The organism is Pseudarthrobacter sp. S9 (assembly GCF_050156545.1).
GTDB lineage: Bacteria > Actinomycetota > Actinomycetes > Actinomycetales > Micrococcaceae > Arthrobacter.
The window spans coordinates 1,948,995-1,964,899 of sequence record NZ_CP189576.1 but is presented as its reverse complement, the minus strand read 5'-3'; the positions used below and the strand labels follow the sequence as shown (position 1 = coordinate 1,964,899).

Sequence of the window (15,905 nt, the reverse complement as noted above, 5' to 3'; positions counted from 1 at the left end):
GCAGATACAGGGGGATTCCGATGAACAGCATGCAAAGGTCCAGTGGCATCACGCTCAATGGCATCACCTTGACCGCCGCGCCGATTCATCGTCAGGAGGAGATTCTGACGACGGAGGCGCTCGATTTCATCACAGCGTTGCACAAGGCGACCGCGGAGCGCCGCCAGGAGCTCCTGCAGGCCCGGCTGCATCGGCGGGTGCAGATTTCCAACGGCGAGGACCCTAAGTTTCTGCCCGAGACGGCGCACATCCGCGAGGACGGCAGCTGGCGGGTTGCCCCGCCTGCCCCCGGGCTGGAGGACCGCCGCGTGGAAATCACGGGGCCTGTTGATAAGAAGATGACCATCAACGCGCTGAACTCCGGGGCGAAGGTGTGGCTGGCGGACATGGAAGACTCCTCCACTCCGTCCTGGCGCAATGTCATCCAGGGCCAGCTTAACCTGATCGACGCGCTGGATCGCAGCATCGACTTCACTTCCCCGGAGGGCAAGGAATACAAACTGGGCCCGGACGGGACACTGCCCACGATCGTGGTCCGGCCCCGGGGCTGGCACCTGCCCGAGAAGCACATGCTGATCGATAACAAGCCGGTTGCCGGCGGGATCGTGGACTTCGGCCTGTACTTCTTCCATAACGCCCGCCGCCTCCTGGCCCAGGGCAAGGGCCCGTACTTCTACCTGCCGAAGATCGAGAACCACCTCGAGGCCCGGCTCTGGAACGACGTCTTCATCCTGGCCCAGGACCTGCTGGGCATCCCCCAGGGCACCATCCGCGCCACCGTCCTGATCGAGACCATCACCGCGGCCTTCGAAATGGAGGAGATCCTGTTCGAGCTGCGGGACCACGCCTCAGGCCTGAACGCCGGACGCTGGGACTATATCTTCTCCATTATCAAGAACTTCCGCACCCGCGGGCCCCGTTTCGTCCTGCCGGACCGTGACCAGGTCACCATGACCGCGCCGTTCATGCGCGCCTACACCGAACAACTGGTCCGCGCCTGCCACCGCCGCGGTGCCATGGCCATCGGCGGCATGGCCGCCGCCATCCCGAACCGCAAGGACGAGGAAGCCAACGCCATCGCCTTCGAAAAGGTCCGGGCAGACAAGACCCGTGAAGCCAACGACGGCTTCGACGGCTCCTGGGTGGCACACCCGGACCTGGTGCCGGTGTGCCGCGCGGTGTTCGACGCCGTGCTCGGCGACCGCCCCAACCAGCTCGACCGCACCCGCGAGGACGTCATCCCGGATGACAGGGCCCTACTGAACATCGCCGGCCTGCACGGCACCATCACAGAAACCGGCATCCGCACCAACATCGAGGTCGGCATCCGCTACATCGAATCCTGGCTGCGCGGCAACGGGGCTGCCGCGATCAACAACCTGATGGAGGACGCCGCGACCGCCGAGATCTCCCGCTCGCAGATCTGGCAGTGGGTCTATGCCAACGCCATCACGGACCGCGGCGAAATCGTCACGGCAGGCACGGTCCAGGCCATGCTCGAAGAGGAATTCAACAGGCTGGACCGCTTTGACGGGGACAGGTTCGAGGATGCTCGGGAAGTCTTCGAAGAGGTCGCCCTGGGCGAGGAGTTCCCCGCCTTCCTCACAGTCCCGGCCTACGCCCGTTATCTGGACGAAGGCGCGGCACCTGACACCACGGGCTGAGCCGTCGTTTCAGGCGCCGGCCCGGAAACCGGCCGATGCGAGGGGTCCCACGATGACGAGAATGCTGATTATTGGTCCGCCCGTGTCCGGCAAGGGCACCCAGGCCGTGTTGCTGAATGCCGGCCGCAAAGAGCTCGTCCGCCGCCTGCTCGCCCGGGCCCAGGGCGCTGGCCGCAGTGATGACAATGAACGCGTCATCGGCGTGCTGCGGCGTCGTGGGCCTCAAGCCCTCCCGCGCCCGGGTGGCCTGGGCACCGAAGATGTACGAATGCTGGGACGGGCTGGCCACGCGGCACCGGACCCCGCAGCCGGCGGCGCAGCGGACGCCCGCATGGGTGCCTGAAGCGAGGCGGAGGGCGGCTTTGCGCCGGGTTACACCCGGTGTGGACAGCCCTGAGCGGGTCCAGGGGCTCCGCCTGACCACACTGGGCATAACCCGGCGTCCTCAACGATGCCCGGACGGTCCTTCATCAGGCGCAACTTGGGGCTGATCCCGCTTCAATCCCGCGCGCGAGGGTTTCCGGCGCTGGCGGGCCGCAGCTTCCCGATCAGCTGGTCAATGACCCCTGCATCGTCGATGGTGGAGGGGATCACGTACTCTTCGCCGTCTGCGATCTGCCTCATGGTCTTGCGGAGCATATTCCCTGACCTGGTCTTGGGCAGCGCGTCCACGACGGTGACGTTCTTGAAGTCGGCCACGGCGCCGATGTCCCGCCTAACGAGTGCGATCAGCTCCTGGACCAGTACCGGCTCGGCCATGTCTACGCCGGATTTCAGGACCACGTATCCGCTGGGATGTTGGCCTTTCAACGGATCGAACACACCAATGACCACACACTCTGCGACTGCAGGGTGCTGCCCGATGACCTGCTCCATGGATCCGGTGGACATCCGGTGGCCGGCGACATTGATGACGTCATCGGTCCGCCCCATCACGAAGAGGTACCCGTCTTCATCCTGGTATCCGGAGTCACCTGTGGCGTAGTAGGGGTCTGGGTGGTAATGGAACGGATGGACCCTTAGTTAGCGCACGATCCCGTTCCATTACTACCCAGACCCCGGATGCTCTCCGTCCTCGCCGAACTCCAACGGGAACTCATCATCGTCAACACCCGCGACGGCCTCGCGGCCGCCCGCGCCCGCGGACGAACCGGAGGAAGACGCCCCAAACTCACCCCCGACCAGGCCTACCACGCCCAACAGCTCTACGACGCCGGGGACCACACCTGCGGCCGTATGGTTTTGTGAGACAGCTTGTTAGGAGCCTTTTCTCGCATGACCGTCCGCAAGAAATATACGCAGCAGTTCAGGGATGAAGCCGTTGAGCTGGTGATTTCCTCTGGCCGTCCGATCGCGCAGGTGTGCGTCGATATCGGGGTCAACGTGGGCACGCTGGGGAACTGGGTGCGCAAGTTCCGGGAGGATCATCCGGAACGGTTCGCCGCCGGCGAGGAGAAGACGCCCGTGTCCTGGGAGGAGCACCAGAAGGCTCTGGCTGAGATTTCCAAGCTGAAACAGGACGTTGAGTTCCTGGGAAAAGTCAGCGCCTTCTTTGCAGCGAAGCAACGGTAGAGGATTTCTACGAGTTCATCGAAGCGGAGAAGGCGAACCATCCGATCGCGTGGTTGTGCCGCTCCTTGAAGGTCTCCCGGGCCTCGTTCTACCGGTGGCGTAACCCGGCCGGCCCCTCGCCGCGGGCTGTGCGGCACGAACAGTTGGTCGCCGAGGTTACCGGGTTGTTCGAGAAGGAACGAGGCCGTGCCGGCCGTGACCAGCTGACCCTGATGCTCAATGCCAAGGGGGTGGAGGTCTCCGCCCCGACGGTGGGCGCGATCATGCGCGAGCAGGGCCTGCGGGCCGTGCGCACCAGGGCGTGGAAGCAGACCACCGTGCAGGACCCGCAGGCGAAGACCGCGCATATCCGCAACCACATGCTCGATCAGGACGGCAAGCGGGACTTCACGTCCACGGCGCCCGGGACCCGGCTCTGCGGGGACATCACGTATCTGCGCACCGGCGAGGGGTGGCTCTATCTGGCCACCGTGATAGACCTGTGCACGGGCATGATCATCGGCTGGGCCATGGCCGATCACATGCGCGCCAGGCTGTGTACCGACGCACTGGGAATGGCCCGCGACCACGGGTACTTCGCGGAGGGAGCAGTCGTTTTTCACTCGGATTATGCCGGGGAAAACGTTAAGCCGAAGAAGGGCGGTGTGGCCCCGCGGTTCCGGGGAACGCCGGCTTGTTCCTCGGCTTAGCGTTTCGCGGGATATCTGAGGGTATAGAGCATTTGCAGTTTCTCCTCGCTGAGCCATTCCCCGTCTGACCGGCTGATGGCGGGGGTGGCGGCGTTCATGGCTTGTTTCATCATCTCGAGGGTGGCGAACGCGTAGAACGCTGAGGTGGTGCTCATGCTTTCGTGACCGAGCAGTTGCATGATGATGGGCAGCGGGATGCCTTGTTTGTAGAGGTCCATGGCCTTTGTTTTGCGCAGCATGTGGCAATTGAGCTTGGCGGGGATTGAGGGGCAGGCGTCCCTGGCGGTGTCTCCGGCTTTCTTGAGTACTGCCGAGACGGTGTCCACGGAGAGCGGCGTCGCTACTCCGAGGTGGAGGCTGTTGAACAGCGGACGGGTCGCGGGCAGCCTGCTGTGGTTGGGGTGGAACTCATTGAGGTAGACCTTGAGGTGTTCAACGGTTTTATCGCCTAACGGGACGAGGCGGCTTTTGTCCCTTTTGCCGGTCAGCGTCAGGTGGGCCGGCTTCGTCAGGGCCAGGTTCCCGAGCGTGAGGGCGGTGATCTCGCTGACGCGGGCACCGGTGTCATAGAGGAGTATGAGCAGCATCCGGTTCCGGCGGGTTTTCACGCTTGAACCGTCAAAAGCGGCAAGGATCGCTCTTGTTTCCTTTTCCTCAAGGTACTCGATGGGCTTTCTCGGTTGGCGTGGTGCCTTCAATGTTTTGGCGGCTTCATGGAGCGCGGCCAGTCCGAGGTCTTCCTGCGAGACGTTGGCCAGGAATGCCTTGATGGCAGTCAGGCGCAGGTTCACGGTCCTGGGCTGGTATTTCTTTGTCTCGCGCAGCCAGACGATCCAGTCCTTGAGGAACGTCCTTTCGAAATGATCGAAGCTGATGTCCTTGCGTTGGATGCCCTTTTCGGCGACGAGGTAGCCGACGTAGCATTCCAGGGAGATCCTGTACGCTTCGACGGTTTTCGGGGACATCGCCCTGACCTTGGGCATGTAGTCGTGCAGGTAGTTTCTGGCGTATCCGAAGAAGTTCGGGAGCGCGTTCTTGTCGCGTTTCATTCAAATCCCACCTCTGGCAGCAGGCACTGGCCTTCACGGGCCATCCCGGCGTAGGCGTTCATGAAGTCCGGGGAGGTGTGGATGTAGTAGTAGGTGCTATCCAGTGAGGCGTGGCCCATGTAACGGGACAGGTACGGCAGCATTGAGTCCACGTCGATGCCGCCGGCCATCCATCGTTCGATGTTCGTGTAAGCGAAGTGATGGCGGAAGTCATAGGGCCGCGGGCGTTTGCCCGCAGTGGCCCGTGACAGCCCGGCCAGGTCCCAGATCCTGTTGAATGCAACCCCCACGGCTGCCGGTGTCACCGGGGTGCCGGCGCCGGAGACGAAGAACGCGGCTCGTTCCTTGCCGACCGCGTTCCGCGATGCCTGGTCGCAGTCGGCGAGGATGGCGCTGATCTGCCCGGTGATGGGCAGACGCCTGCTGCGGTTGGTTTTAGACCATTGCACGTCGATGAAACCGCCGGTCAGGTCCACGTCGTTGGTCGTGAGCTGGCGGGCCTCGCAGGTCCGGAGCCCGCAGGAGTGCATCAGGGCGAAGAACGCGACGGCCTGCCACTTCCACGGCGATGCGACTTGAAGCTGCGCGCCGGCTTGGAAGAACAGCGTGACCTCCTCCCTCGTCAGCAGGTAAGGCTGGGTGCGAATGAATCCGGCTTTCCACTGCTCTGAAAGCACGTACGCGTTCTCGTTGCCGTTGATGCGAATCCATCGGCCAAAATCCCTGATGTAGGACATCCATGACCAATGCGGGATTGTCTGGTGTGACCGCTTGGCGATGACCCACCCCTCAACGGTGGGCCGGTCAAAACACTCCAGCCCACGGTCGGAGCAATACTTGTCAAAATCCCTCAGGTACCAGACGCGAGACTGCCCGTGAAAGCCCATGCTTTCCTTGAATGCGAGGTATCGGTCAAGGTCGTGGGCGAACGCGCTGGTGAATCCGTGCCCGTTCATCTCACGGCCCCTTGTGGCAGTGGGAGCACGCACGCGCGCAGGTGTTCTGCATCCATGCTCAAATACACGGTCGTGGAATCCTGGCTCGCGTGGCCAAGCACGGCCGATATCGTTGGAAGTGGCGTTCCCGCGCGCAGGAGTCTGGAGGCGGCGTTATGGCGAAGGGCCCTGGTCCCGGCCTTCACGTCCTTCACCCCGGCCGCCCTGAAGGTTTTCGTCGTCACCACGTAGATTGATGCGTGCTCTGCCAGTGCCACATGCGGGGCCACCGAGCGTAAAAATACATGTGCATCCCCTGAGGCCGGCCGCTCGTTCAGGACGTAGTCGGCCAGCTTCCCGGCGATCATGGGAAGTAGCGGCAGTGTCAGCGGGTTGCCGGTCTTGGCCTGCACGATCCCGATCGTGGAACCCCGCCAATCGATGTCGCCCAGGTGCAGGGCGATGATGTCGCACGCGCGCAGGCCCGGCACCAGCGCCAGCAGCGTGATCGCCGCGTCCCGTGCAGAAACCTTCCCTTCAGTGCAGGCGCGAACAACGAACTGCTCATCAGCGTCGCTGAGGGTCGGCACGATGCCATGCCATGGTGGCGCCTGGGATTGGCCATGGCCAGGGCATCAAGCAGGTCACGGCGCCGCGTGAACTTCAAAAAGGGACGAAAGTTCGATGCCACCGACCACATCGCTGACTGCGCCCACCTGCCTAGCAGCGAGTCAAGGAATCCATACACGCTGGCGCTGCCGGCCACATCCAAGGACGTAACGCCGGCCGCCTCCAAATAGACCAGGTAATCGCGGGCCATGCGACCGTAAGAGCCGCGGGTGGCCACGGCCAGGCCCCGTTGCTCCATCTCATCGGACCAGGCAGCCATCAGAGTGATGAACTCGCCCGACTTCAGGCCATTCCCGCCCCCGGAACGTTTCCTGGCCACAAGGACCACCGTCCTGGTGAACACGTAGGAGTCGAATACGCTCACCAATCTGCTGTAATCAAAACGACGCTGCGCACTGAACTTGCCCGTCCTCGGACTCGTCGTCATCGCCGAGAACTCAGCCCCCAACCCGGGCGTATACACACCACCCTGCTTCTGCGCCAGGCGTTCCAACACCCGAATCGACTTACGATACTGGCCAATCGTCGAGCCCATGTAGCCGGCAGCCTCCAATGCGGCGACAACCGCCACACCGATCTCCTTCACCATCATGCCCATAACCTTTTCCCTTCACTAGGAAGATGGATACGAGGCACACTAGTGACGAACGAAACCCAAATCATAAGCCGAGGAACAAGCCGGCGTTCCCCGGAACCGCGGGGCCACACCGCCCTTCTTCGGCTTAACGTTTTCCCCGGCATAATCACTATTAAGCCGAATTCGGCTTAACAGCGATCGCGGCTCCCAATACACCTCCGACGAATTTCAGAAATGGTGCGCAGGGAACCGTGTTACCCAGTCCATGGGAGCCGTCGGGGTGTGCTGGGACAACTCGGTCGCCGAAAATTTCTTCTCGCATTTGAAGACCGAGATGTACCACCATCACACCTTCGGCAGCAGGCTTGCCGCGAGGACCGCCGTCATGGAATACATTGAGGGCTGGTACAACCGCCGCCGCCCAAACCGGCGGGCCGGCGGCATTCCCCCGGCAACGGCCCTTGCCACCCATCAAACCCGCGACCAGGAACCCCTGGCCGCGTAGTCCGATTCAACTACGAAACTGTCTCAAGAACTTGACGACCGCAGCTTTGCATGAAGGCGACATCCGAGTCAGGAGACTGGAAACGCCGGACGGCTCCTTACCTGGCGGGCAAGGGCTTCGCGGCACCGGCGAGCAGCAAGGCGCCCAGGATCGGAACCCCGATAACGAGCAGCGCCAGCCTTATCCCGGTGCCGTCGCCAAGGTATCCCAGCAGCGGCGGCCCGGCGAGGAATGCGACATAACCGACCGTGGAGACGACCGACACTCGGGCTGCGGCATGCTTGGGGTCATCCGCTGCAGCCGACATTCCCATCGGGAACGCGAGGGCGGCCCCCACCCCCCAGAGCACGGCTCCGGCGGTGGCCAGCCAGATGTTACCGGCGAGCACAAAAAGCCCGAGTCCCGCAGCGGCCGCGGCCATGCTGGCACGGAGCACCACCACCCGGCCGTAGGCGTCGATCGCCCGGCCCCCGAAAAGGCGCATGGCGGTCATCGCCAGCACGAAGGCCGCAAACAGCAGGGCGCCCGTGGATTGCGAGGCCCCTAGGCCGTCCACGGCGGCCTTCGCGATCCAGTCGTTCCCGGCGCCTTCGGTCAGGGTGGCGCCGAGGACAACGACGCCGATCAGCAGCGTGCGCCCGTCCCGCCAGGCCGAGCCTTGCCTAGGCCCTGTTGCGGCCCCGGCCGCCGGAGCGGGAGTCGGGTGGTGCGGCAGGAAGTACCGCGGGGCCACGGTGGTCAGCACTGCCACCACCACGGCGATGACCAGCAGGTGCGCCGGCAGCCCGACACCGAGGTTTGACAGGCCCGCGCCGATCAGGGCCCCTACGAAGGCGCCGCCGCTGAAGGCCGCATGGAACTGCGGCATGATGGTGCGCCCAAGCCGGTGTTCGACGTCGGCACCTTCAATGTTCTGGGAAACATCCCACAAGCCGATGCCAATGCCAAAGAAGAACAACGCAATGGCGGTCCCCGGAACCGATGCTGCCAGCAGGGACAGCGCCACCCCCACGCCGGCCGCCGCGGCCACGAGCCCGGCCGCCCGCACGGCGTTGGCCGTCCCGATCCTGCCCACCACTAACCCGGCGGTGGGCAGCGCGATCAGCGAGCCGATGGCCACGCACAGCAGCAGGGTTCCCATCTGCCCGGAGGTGATGTGCAGGATCTCGGTGACCGCCGGGATCCGTGCCGCCCAGCTGGCGAACACGAGTCCGTTGATCCCGAAAACGAGGAAAGTTGCCGCGGCCGCGGCCTTGAGCTGCGCCGCGCTGGCTGTTTGGGGGATCGACGTCATGCCCCAACTCTATCGACGGCCCGGCGGTGAGATCGCCGGCTCGCTTTCCGCACCAAACCTGCAGGAGCTCAGTTCTAGCGGGCGCGCTCCACGCGTTTTTCGTCCCAGACGGGTTCCGCGGACTCGTACACCTTGCCGTCGGAGCCGAAGACCATGAACCGGTCGAAGGTCCGGGCGAACCAGCGGTCGTGGGTGACGGCGAGGACGGTGCCTTCGAAGTGGTCGATCGCCCGTTCCAGCGCCTCGGCCGAGTGCAGGTCCAGGTTGTCCGTGGGCTCGTCCAGCAGCAGGAGGGTGGCGCCGGAGAGTTGCAGCAGCAGGATCTGGAAGCGTGCCTGCTGGCCCCCGGAGAGGGATTCGTACTTCTGCTCCGACTGCGCGGCCAGACCGTAGCCGTCCAGGGCGCCGGCCGCGGCCTCGCGGCCCAGCCCAGAGCGGTGCTCGTCGCCGCGGTGCAGGATCTCCAGCAGGGTCTTGCCCAGCAGATCCGGGCGCACGTGCGTCTGGGCGAAGAATCCGGGCCGGATGCGGGCGCCGAGTTTCACGGTGCCTTCGTGCGGGACCTCGGCGATCTCCACCTCGGAGACAGGCAGGTGCTCGCGCTCCGGATCCGTGCCGCCGGTGGCGAGCAGCCGCAGGAAGTGGCTCTTCCCGGAGCCGTTGGAGCCCAGTACGCCCACGCGGTCGCCGAACCAGATCTCGGTGGAGAAGGGCTTCATGAGGCCGGTGAGTTCAAGCTTTTCCGCCACGACGGCGCGCTTGGCGGTCCGGCCGCCCTTGAGCCGCATCCTCACGTTCTGCTCGATGGGCAGGGCCTCTGGCGGCCCGGCTTCGAGGAACTTGGCCAGGCGCGTCTGGGCCGCCTGATACCGGTTGGCCATGTCCGAGCGGAACGCGGCCTTGTTCTTGTACATGTTGACGAGCTCCTTGAGCTTCACGTGCTCCTCGTCCCAGCGCTTGCGCAGTTCCTCGAATCGGGCGTTGCGGTCCGCGCGGGCCTCCACGTAGGAGCCGAAGCCGCCACCGTGGACCCATGCGCCGGCGCCGTTAATGCCCGGTTCGAGAGTGACGATGCGGCCGGCGGCGTTATTCAGCAGTTCGCGGTCGTGGCTGATGAAGAACACGGTCTTCTTCGACTCGTTGAGTTTGGCCTCGAGCCAGCGCTTGCCCGGGACGTCGAGGTAGTTGTCCGGTTCGTCGAGGAGCAGCAGTTCGTCGGGGCCGGCGAACAGGGCCTCGAGGACCAGGCGCTTCTGCTCGCCGCCCGAGAGGCTCGACGCCGGGCGGTGCTGGGCGCGGTCGAAGGGCAGGCCCAGGGCGGCCATGCAGACCTCGTCCCAGACGGTCTCGACGTCGTAGCCGCCGGCGTCCCCCCAGTCCACGATCGCCTGGGCGTACGTCATCTGCGTGGGCTCGTCGTCGTGCTCCATCATGGCAAGTTCGGCCTCGTCCACGGCGCGCGCGGCGGCGGCCAGGGCGAGCGGGGCGGCGGAGACCAACAGGTCGCGGACGGTGGAGTCGTCCCGGACCTGGCCCACGAACTGACGCATGATGCCCATGTTGCCGGAGCGGCCGATAACGCCTTCATCCGGGACGAGGTCGCCGGAGATGATCCGGAACAGCGTCGTCTTGCCGGTGCCGTTCGGCCCGATCAGGGCTGTTTTGGTGCCGTCCGGGACCTTGAAGGTCACCCCGTTGAGCAGTTGGGTGCCGTCGGAGAGGAAGTAGTCGATGCCGGATATGTCAATATGAGCCACGCGTTCAATCTTCCCACGCCGGGCGCCGCGGACTTTTTGGCGGCACTGAAGGGCTCCGGCTCAGCTGGCGGCGGCGTCCAGGGCCTGCCCCTTTGGCGGTTAAGTGCTAGATGCCCAGGACCAACTGCCCCAGGGCGGCGGCTGCAATGAACGAGGCACTATACGTCAGCAGAGCGACGACAACGATCTTCCAGCTCAACGACTTCAGGGCACCGATGTCGCGGCCGACTGTCAGCCCGATCAGCGTGAGGGCCGGCAGGCCGATCAGGATCACGTCAAGTTTCCCGGTGAGCCCGGCAATCAGACCGGCCGTCGGCAGGATCGGTGCAGTCAGAATCGTGGTGATGGCAAGTACCCACACGCTCGAAGGGACCGATGGCAGCAGGCGGGACAGCCGGAAAGACAATCCTGTGAGCAGCAGCAGGACGAGTATCCCGAGGACGTCCGATCCGGCAAAGTTCGTGGTTCCCACAAAGTTCATTAGCAAGGCCGATACCCCCACGATTGCATACGCGAGAATCGTGACCTTTGGCGTGATCTTCAGCGGCGGATCGATTTCGACGGCAAGCTGGACCGGCTTTTCCGCACGGGCCGGATTGGCCTGGCGGTTCTTGGGTTGCGCTTTGCGGGTTGACCGGCCATCGTCATCCTTCCCCAGTACGCGGTTCCAGAACCTGTAGAGGGCGCGGCACATAGGCAGGGAGAGGAAAACACCTGCGTAGAATCCCACGATGTTGGTCACCAGATTGGAGAGTGCTGCCAGTGCCATGATTTCACCGGCCTGCTCGGGATATAGCAGGGACAGCGCACCTACGCCACCGAGCATCATGGACGCAGAACCAAGCCCCAGCCCAAGCGCGAGGGCCCGCGGATCGAAGATATTCAGGCCGCCGAGGAACCCCGCGAGCAGCGAGATGAATACTGCGCCGAACAGGCTGCCGAGCAACCACACGGAAAAGACTCCCCTGTACTCACCGGAACGGACCCCGAACCTCTGGATGGCGTAAGCGAGGAAGGATTCGCGGTCGATGGACCACTTGGCGCCAATGGCTACACGGCCAAGTCCCAGCTCCACGGCGACGGGTAGGGCAATGATCACGGTTCCGAAGATGTGGCCCACTTCCTGCAGCAGGATTGCCGGGCCGATCTCCGCGAATTTTCCCAGTGAGGGGCCGATCTGGGTGCCAAGCCGGGCGAGGAAAACGATGATCCCGATTTCGAGCAGAAGCGTGGCTACGGCACGGCTGGATCCGGAAAGCGGGCGGATGCGCTGCGTGCCTACGAGCCCGCCGATGACGACAGCCCAAATAATGGGAAAAAGGACCACTGCGGCGGGGCCCATTTGAAACTTGTGCGTGCCAATGAGGACCGCTGCCACGGAGATGATGACAGAGAGAGCGCCACCACCGTCACCCAATGTTTCCGGGTGATCAGCTGCTTTGTTGGGACGGCTTCTTGCGCCTTCGGAGCATTTTGAGCCATTCGAATCACTGTCCTGGGTTGTGGGAGCTCCGATGTTGCGACCGGCGCCAATCCTGGTCGAACCGGCGAGGATGAAATCACCCTGTTCAATTCAGTAGGCATCGGACTCCAGGATCTGGCGATCGGCAGGCTCCTCTACGACAAGGCACTCGAGAAGGGCGTGGGAACCAAGCTGGACCTCAGCAGGTAACCTCAACGCGACTCTAGTACTCGGAGGCTAGGCCGTCGTGAGAATGCCCGGCCGGCGGCCGGCCCATGGCAGCAGGACCTCGACGGCGGCGCCAACCGCGAAGACCGTGGCGTCGTCGAAGGGGTGTCCCACGATCTGCACGCCCGTAGGGATGCCGCAATCGGCCATTCCGCTCGGCACCGCGAGCACGGGGCAGCGGTTGGTGATGTTGAAGGGCGCAGTCATATGCCCCTGCCAGTAGTGCTCGAGCCGCTCGCCGTTGGCGTCGATCCCGTCCAGGTACATGCCGTCAGCGTCCAGCGCCGCAACCGCCGACGCCGGACAGATCAGGGCATCGAAGCCAGCCATCGCCTCGGCCAGCTGCGCCTGGATGCCGGCCTCCGCCCGGATGCCGTCGAGAAACCGGCTTTCCCGGGCGGCCCGACGGGCGTCTTCCATGAACCGTCGGGTATAGGCGGCCAGCAGTTCCGTTGTCCCTTCGGTCTCATCCTCCATGGCCGGGCCCAGCAGGTAGCCAAAGTGGGTGAACATCGTCCGAGTGGGCACCCAGGGTATTGACCGCGATTTTCTTGCCAATCAGATCCCGTGGATTCCGGATCGGGCTGTCCTCCTTTACGTAGAAACCGTTGAACGTCTTCTCGTCCTCCCCGTAGTAGTTGATCACCGCAGTAACCGGGGCACCGGCTTCGATGAGCTTGACGACAGCCCCTGAGAAGGCGCCGCCGAAGTCCGTGGCTCCTGTCGCGGCCGACTGGATGCTCGCCGGTCCACTGATGGTGTTGCCCACCCAGTTCAGCTTCACGTTCCCCAAATAGCCGAGGTCCTCGGCCAGCTCGGGCAGCGTGACGCTGTTGGCCCAACCTCGTAACGGAGTTCGGTCACTTCGGGCGTACCGGGGCCTTTCCCAGCCGGGGACTGGGCCGCCGCCGGGCCGCTGCAACCGGACACCACCAGCGAGACTGACAGGGCAGCAGCCACGCCCAGTGCGGAGAAAAGTCCTGCAGGTAAGAGACGGGTTTTCATAGCGGATTCCTTCTGGATTCGATGGTGCGGACCGTGCCGGCCAGCTCGTGTCCACCATCAGAGCAGAGATAAATCCGAGCCATAAGTGCCGCGGTCATGCACGAAACCGCACGTAACCCGTTGCCGGGAACGGCCCCGGACGGCGGACCCAGCGCGGGCGGACACACGAAGAATCAGCACGTAGGAAGGCGACTTACGCGGACATCTGGGACCCGTTCCGTGACGCGTTCGCATCGACGGAACTGGCAATGTGAAGCGAGAGCTACGTCCAGCGACTGCACATGACAGGGGCCGCCGCAGCAGCTGTCTTTCACACCACGACGGAAGATTTCCCGGGATGCGGTGGTTTGTCACGGGCGGCCGTCTCGATGAAGTCGCCGCAAGGCCTCGGGACGGTCACCTAAAGGGGCGCCTCCGGCAACAGGCACGTTCCGCACCAAAAGGACGGACGCTCCCTCACACGATGTTAGGGAGCGTCCGTTCTTGCGTCACGGGCCGGTGGGTGCTCAGCCGGCGGCGGTGAGGAACTCCTTGAGCAGCGGCCCGGAAGTGGTCGCGCCGAGTCCGCCGTCCTCCACGAACACGGCGACCGCCAGGTCTCCGTGTATTGCCACGATCCAGGCGTGGGTTTTGGGCGGGTTGCCCGTGCCGAATTCGGCCGTGCCGGTCTTGGCGCCTACGGGCGCGCCCGGGACGGAGGCGAGGAAACCGGCATGCCCGGAGGTCACGACGGCGCGCATCATGTCGGCCAGCGAAGCGCGCTTCCGCCGCGGTCACCGGTGTGCCGGAGGTCTTGGCGGGGGCGGCGGCGGACGACGACGGGGTGGCACCCGCCGTCGTCGGGGACGACGTGGCGGGCGCGGTGCCGACCGGGGCGGCGACGCCTTCGTTGGGATTCTGCACGAGCTGGGCCGAGACGGGCGCCCCCTTGGCGACCGAGCCTGCCATGACGGCCGCGGCCAGCGGGGACAACAGCACCTTGCCCTGGCCAATCATCGAGGCGGCATGTTCGGTGCCCTCGGCCGCGCCCGGGACCGAACCGAGGAAGGCCGCGGCCCCCAGCGCGGGCGCCTCGGCGGCGACACCCAGGGACGTGGCAGCGGATTCCAGCTGCGCCTGGCCGACGCCGTCCCGGGCATTGATGAAGGCCGTGTTGCAGGAGTGGGCGAAGGCATCGCGGAGGGTCACTGAACCCAGTGAGGACGCGGGGTAGCCCTCGGCGTTCTTGAAGGTGCGGCCGTCCACGGTGAGGGTGGGCGGGCAGTCGATCTTGGAATCCGGGGTCATTCCATTGCGGAACATGGCCAGGGAATCCACCATCTTGAAAATCGAGCCCGGGGCGTACTGGCCCAGCATGGCCGTGTCGTAGCCGTTGCTGCCGGGCCCCGAAGCGGCCGCGAGCACGGCACCGCTGGAAGGCCGGAGTGCCACGATGGCCGACGCCGGACCAACCTTTGCCAGGACATCCTCCGCCAGCTGCTGCAGCTTCGGATCCAGGGTGGTCTTCAACGGCGTCCCGGCCGTGATCGCGGCCTGGAATACGACCCGCCGCGGGTCGGGGGAGGCCGTCTGGATTTCCGCCGCCGTGAGACCGGCCTTCTGTGCCCGGATCACGATGCCGTCAGAGCCGCGCAGCTGGGCATCGTATTGCTGCTGGAGGCCGCCGGTGCCCGTGGTGTCCCCGGGCTTGAGCGCGCCGTCGGACTTTTCGATCTGTTCCGCACTGGCCGCGGCGGCGGTGCCGAGCAGGGCCCGCGCGAAGGTGCGGGTGGGCGCCAGCGGCAGCGAGTCCTTGACGGCCCGCCCGCCGGGGATCGCTGAAATCTGCCCGTCGGTGATGGTCCGGCTGCCGTCTTCGCGTAGTGTGATGGCCGGAATGAACGCCTCGGCACCGGCTGCCGCCACCTGCCTGGCATAGGCGGCCGGGTCCACGCCGACCAGCTGGGCGAGCTTCGTCGCGGAGTCCGCGGCGTCGGCCCCGCCGAGCTGCGGTTTGTCGATGCCGACGTTGACCACCGGCCGGTACGTGACCAGCGGGACGTCCCCGGCGCCGAGAATGGCCGCCCGCGGCGGCGACTGGGTTGATCTGCTGAGGACTTCCCCGTCGGCCAGGTCCGGTACCAACATGCCCGGATTCCAGACGGTCAGCCATTTGTCTCCCGACTTTTTCAGCTGGGCCGAGACGCTGTACTTCCACTCATCGGGACCCACCTTCCAGCTGTAGTTGAGCGGAAACTTCGCCGTGTCGGCGTCCAGCTTCAGCTCTCCAGCCTCCACCGACGGTTTGTCCGGCTCCAATGCCTTGAACACCTCTTTGAGCTGTTCGTTGGCCGCCGCGGCGTCCTTGCCGTCGAAGGCGACGGAGCCGACGTCGAGCGCTGCAACAGAGGAGGCAAGCTGCTTCGCCGCACCCTCAGCGCCGGCCCGGCCGTCGTCGCAGGCCACCAGGGAGGCGCCAAGAATAAGCCCCGCAAGGGCAAGTGAAAGTTTCGATAAGTTCCCCATCGCGCCATTATGCCCCGAGCCGCGGACAAAACC

14 protein-coding genes and 3 pseudogenes are annotated in these 15,905 nt (G+C 64.9%); 7 read left to right on the top strand and 10 right to left on the bottom strand.

All coding sequences use genetic code 11. From position 1 onward, the window contains the following. Positions 1–29: 29 nt before the first annotated feature. Both aceB and ACQCSY_RS09290 read left to right on the top strand, forming a co-directional pair. Positions 30–1,664: a malate synthase A gene (gene aceB / locus ACQCSY_RS09295; protein ID WP_427135079.1), complete on the top strand. Its 1,635-nt coding sequence runs from the start codon at positions 30–32 to the stop codon at positions 1,662–1,664. Positions 1,665–1,725: 61 nt separating this feature from the next. Next, positions 1,726–2,007: a hypothetical protein gene (locus ACQCSY_RS09290; RefSeq protein ID WP_427135077.1), complete on the top strand. Its 282-nt coding sequence runs from the start codon at positions 1,726–1,728 to the stop codon at positions 2,005–2,007. A 155-nt stretch (positions 2,008–2,162) separates the two neighbouring features. On the opposite strand, the pseudogene ACQCSY_RS09285 reads toward ACQCSY_RS09290, so the two are convergent. Continuing rightward, positions 2,163–2,648, bottom strand: a pseudogene (locus ACQCSY_RS09285) (AMP-binding enzyme); the annotation flags it as partial. 78 nt (positions 2,649–2,726) lie between these two features. Here ACQCSY_RS09285 and ACQCSY_RS09280 point away from each other — a divergent pair. Genes ACQCSY_RS09280 through ACQCSY_RS09270 form a run of 3 tightly spaced genes read left to right on the top strand, consistent with a single transcriptional unit; the run spans position 2,727 to position 3,925 of the window. Next, positions 2,727–2,912, top strand: coding sequence for a hypothetical protein (locus ACQCSY_RS09280; protein ID WP_427135075.1), 186 nt, complete (start codon positions 2,727–2,729; stop codon positions 2,910–2,912). Positions 2,913–2,939: 27 nt separating this feature from the next. Then, entirely contained in the window at positions 2,940–3,236 is a 297-nt protein-coding gene (locus ACQCSY_RS09275) for a transposase (RefSeq protein ID WP_427135073.1), read from the top strand. Between the two features lie 17 nt (positions 3,237–3,253). Beyond that, entirely contained in the window at positions 3,254–3,925 is a 672-nt protein-coding gene (locus tag ACQCSY_RS09270) for an IS3 family transposase (protein WP_427135760.1), read from the top strand. Here the strand turns inward: ACQCSY_RS09270 and ACQCSY_RS09265 are convergent. From ACQCSY_RS09265 to ACQCSY_RS09255, 3 genes are read right to left on the bottom strand one after another with little or no spacing between them, the layout of a single operon-like run. Then, positions 3,922–4,974, bottom strand: a complete 1,053-nt coding sequence (locus ACQCSY_RS09265) for a tyrosine-type recombinase/integrase (RefSeq protein ID WP_427135071.1) — start codon at positions 4,972–4,974, stop codon at positions 3,922–3,924. The genes ACQCSY_RS09270 and ACQCSY_RS09265 overlap by 4 nt on opposite strands. Continuing rightward, complete coding sequence (locus ACQCSY_RS09260) at positions 4,971–5,930, bottom strand: tyrosine-type recombinase/integrase (protein WP_427131104.1); 960 nt, start codon at positions 5,928–5,930, stop codon at positions 4,971–4,973. Before ACQCSY_RS09260 ends, ACQCSY_RS09265 begins: the two co-directional genes overlap by 4 nt. Beyond that, a complete protein-coding gene (locus ACQCSY_RS09255; protein WP_427135070.1) occupies positions 5,927–6,499 on the bottom strand; it encodes a tyrosine-type recombinase/integrase in 573 nt (190 codons plus the stop codon). Before ACQCSY_RS09255 ends, ACQCSY_RS09260 begins: the two co-directional genes overlap by 4 nt. A gap of 807 nt (positions 6,500–7,306) precedes the next feature. On the opposite strand from ACQCSY_RS09255, the pseudogene ACQCSY_RS09250 reads away from it, so the two are divergent. Continuing rightward, positions 7,307–7,621 (top strand): annotated as a pseudogene (locus ACQCSY_RS09250) (IS3 family transposase); the annotation flags it as partial. Positions 7,622–7,718: 97 nt separating this feature from the next. On the opposite strand, the gene ACQCSY_RS09245 reads toward ACQCSY_RS09250, so the two are convergent. The 3 genes from ACQCSY_RS09245 to ACQCSY_RS09235 all read right to left on the bottom strand — a co-directional run bounded on the left by ACQCSY_RS09245 (position 7,719) and on the right by ACQCSY_RS09235 (position 12,050). Then, complete coding sequence (locus ACQCSY_RS09245; protein ID WP_427135068.1) at positions 7,719–8,915, bottom strand: MFS transporter; 1,197 nt, start codon at positions 8,913–8,915, stop codon at positions 7,719–7,721. A 74-nt stretch (positions 8,916–8,989) separates the two neighbouring features. Beyond that, positions 8,990–10,672, bottom strand: coding sequence for an ABC-F family ATP-binding cassette domain-containing protein (locus ACQCSY_RS09240; RefSeq protein WP_427135066.1), 1,683 nt, complete (start codon positions 10,670–10,672; stop codon positions 8,990–8,992). A gap of 106 nt (positions 10,673–10,778) precedes the next feature. Beyond that, positions 10,779–12,050, bottom strand: a complete 1,272-nt coding sequence (locus ACQCSY_RS09235; RefSeq protein ID WP_427135064.1) for a DUF3100 domain-containing protein — start codon at positions 12,048–12,050, stop codon at positions 10,779–10,781. Between the two features lie 102 nt (positions 12,051–12,152). Here ACQCSY_RS09235 and ACQCSY_RS09230 point away from each other — a divergent pair, with 102 nt between their 5' ends. Continuing rightward, the gene (locus tag ACQCSY_RS09230) at positions 12,153–12,344 is read left to right on the top strand and encodes a hypothetical protein (RefSeq protein WP_427135759.1); all 192 of its coding nucleotides are present in this window, start codon (positions 12,153–12,155) and stop codon (positions 12,342–12,344) included. A gap of 27 nt (positions 12,345–12,371) precedes the next feature. Here the strand turns inward: ACQCSY_RS09230 and ACQCSY_RS09225 are convergent, their stop codons facing one another. The 3 genes and pseudogenes from ACQCSY_RS09225 to ACQCSY_RS09215 all read right to left on the bottom strand — a co-directional run bounded on the left by ACQCSY_RS09225 (position 12,372) and on the right by ACQCSY_RS09215 (position 15,872). Beyond that, positions 12,372–12,875, bottom strand: a complete 504-nt coding sequence (locus ACQCSY_RS09225) for an amidase family protein (protein ID WP_427135062.1) — start codon at positions 12,873–12,875, stop codon at positions 12,372–12,374. Beyond that, positions 12,829–13,146 (bottom strand): ABC transporter substrate-binding protein, encoded by a 318-nt coding sequence (locus tag ACQCSY_RS09220; protein ID WP_427135060.1) that lies wholly within the window; start codon positions 13,144–13,146, stop codon positions 12,829–12,831. Before ACQCSY_RS09220 ends, ACQCSY_RS09225 begins: the two co-directional genes overlap by 47 nt. 727 nt (positions 13,147–13,873) lie before the next feature. Beyond that, a pseudogene (locus ACQCSY_RS09215) lies at positions 13,874–15,872 on the bottom strand (penicillin-binding transpeptidase domain-containing protein). Positions 15,873–15,905: the final 33 nt, after the last annotated feature.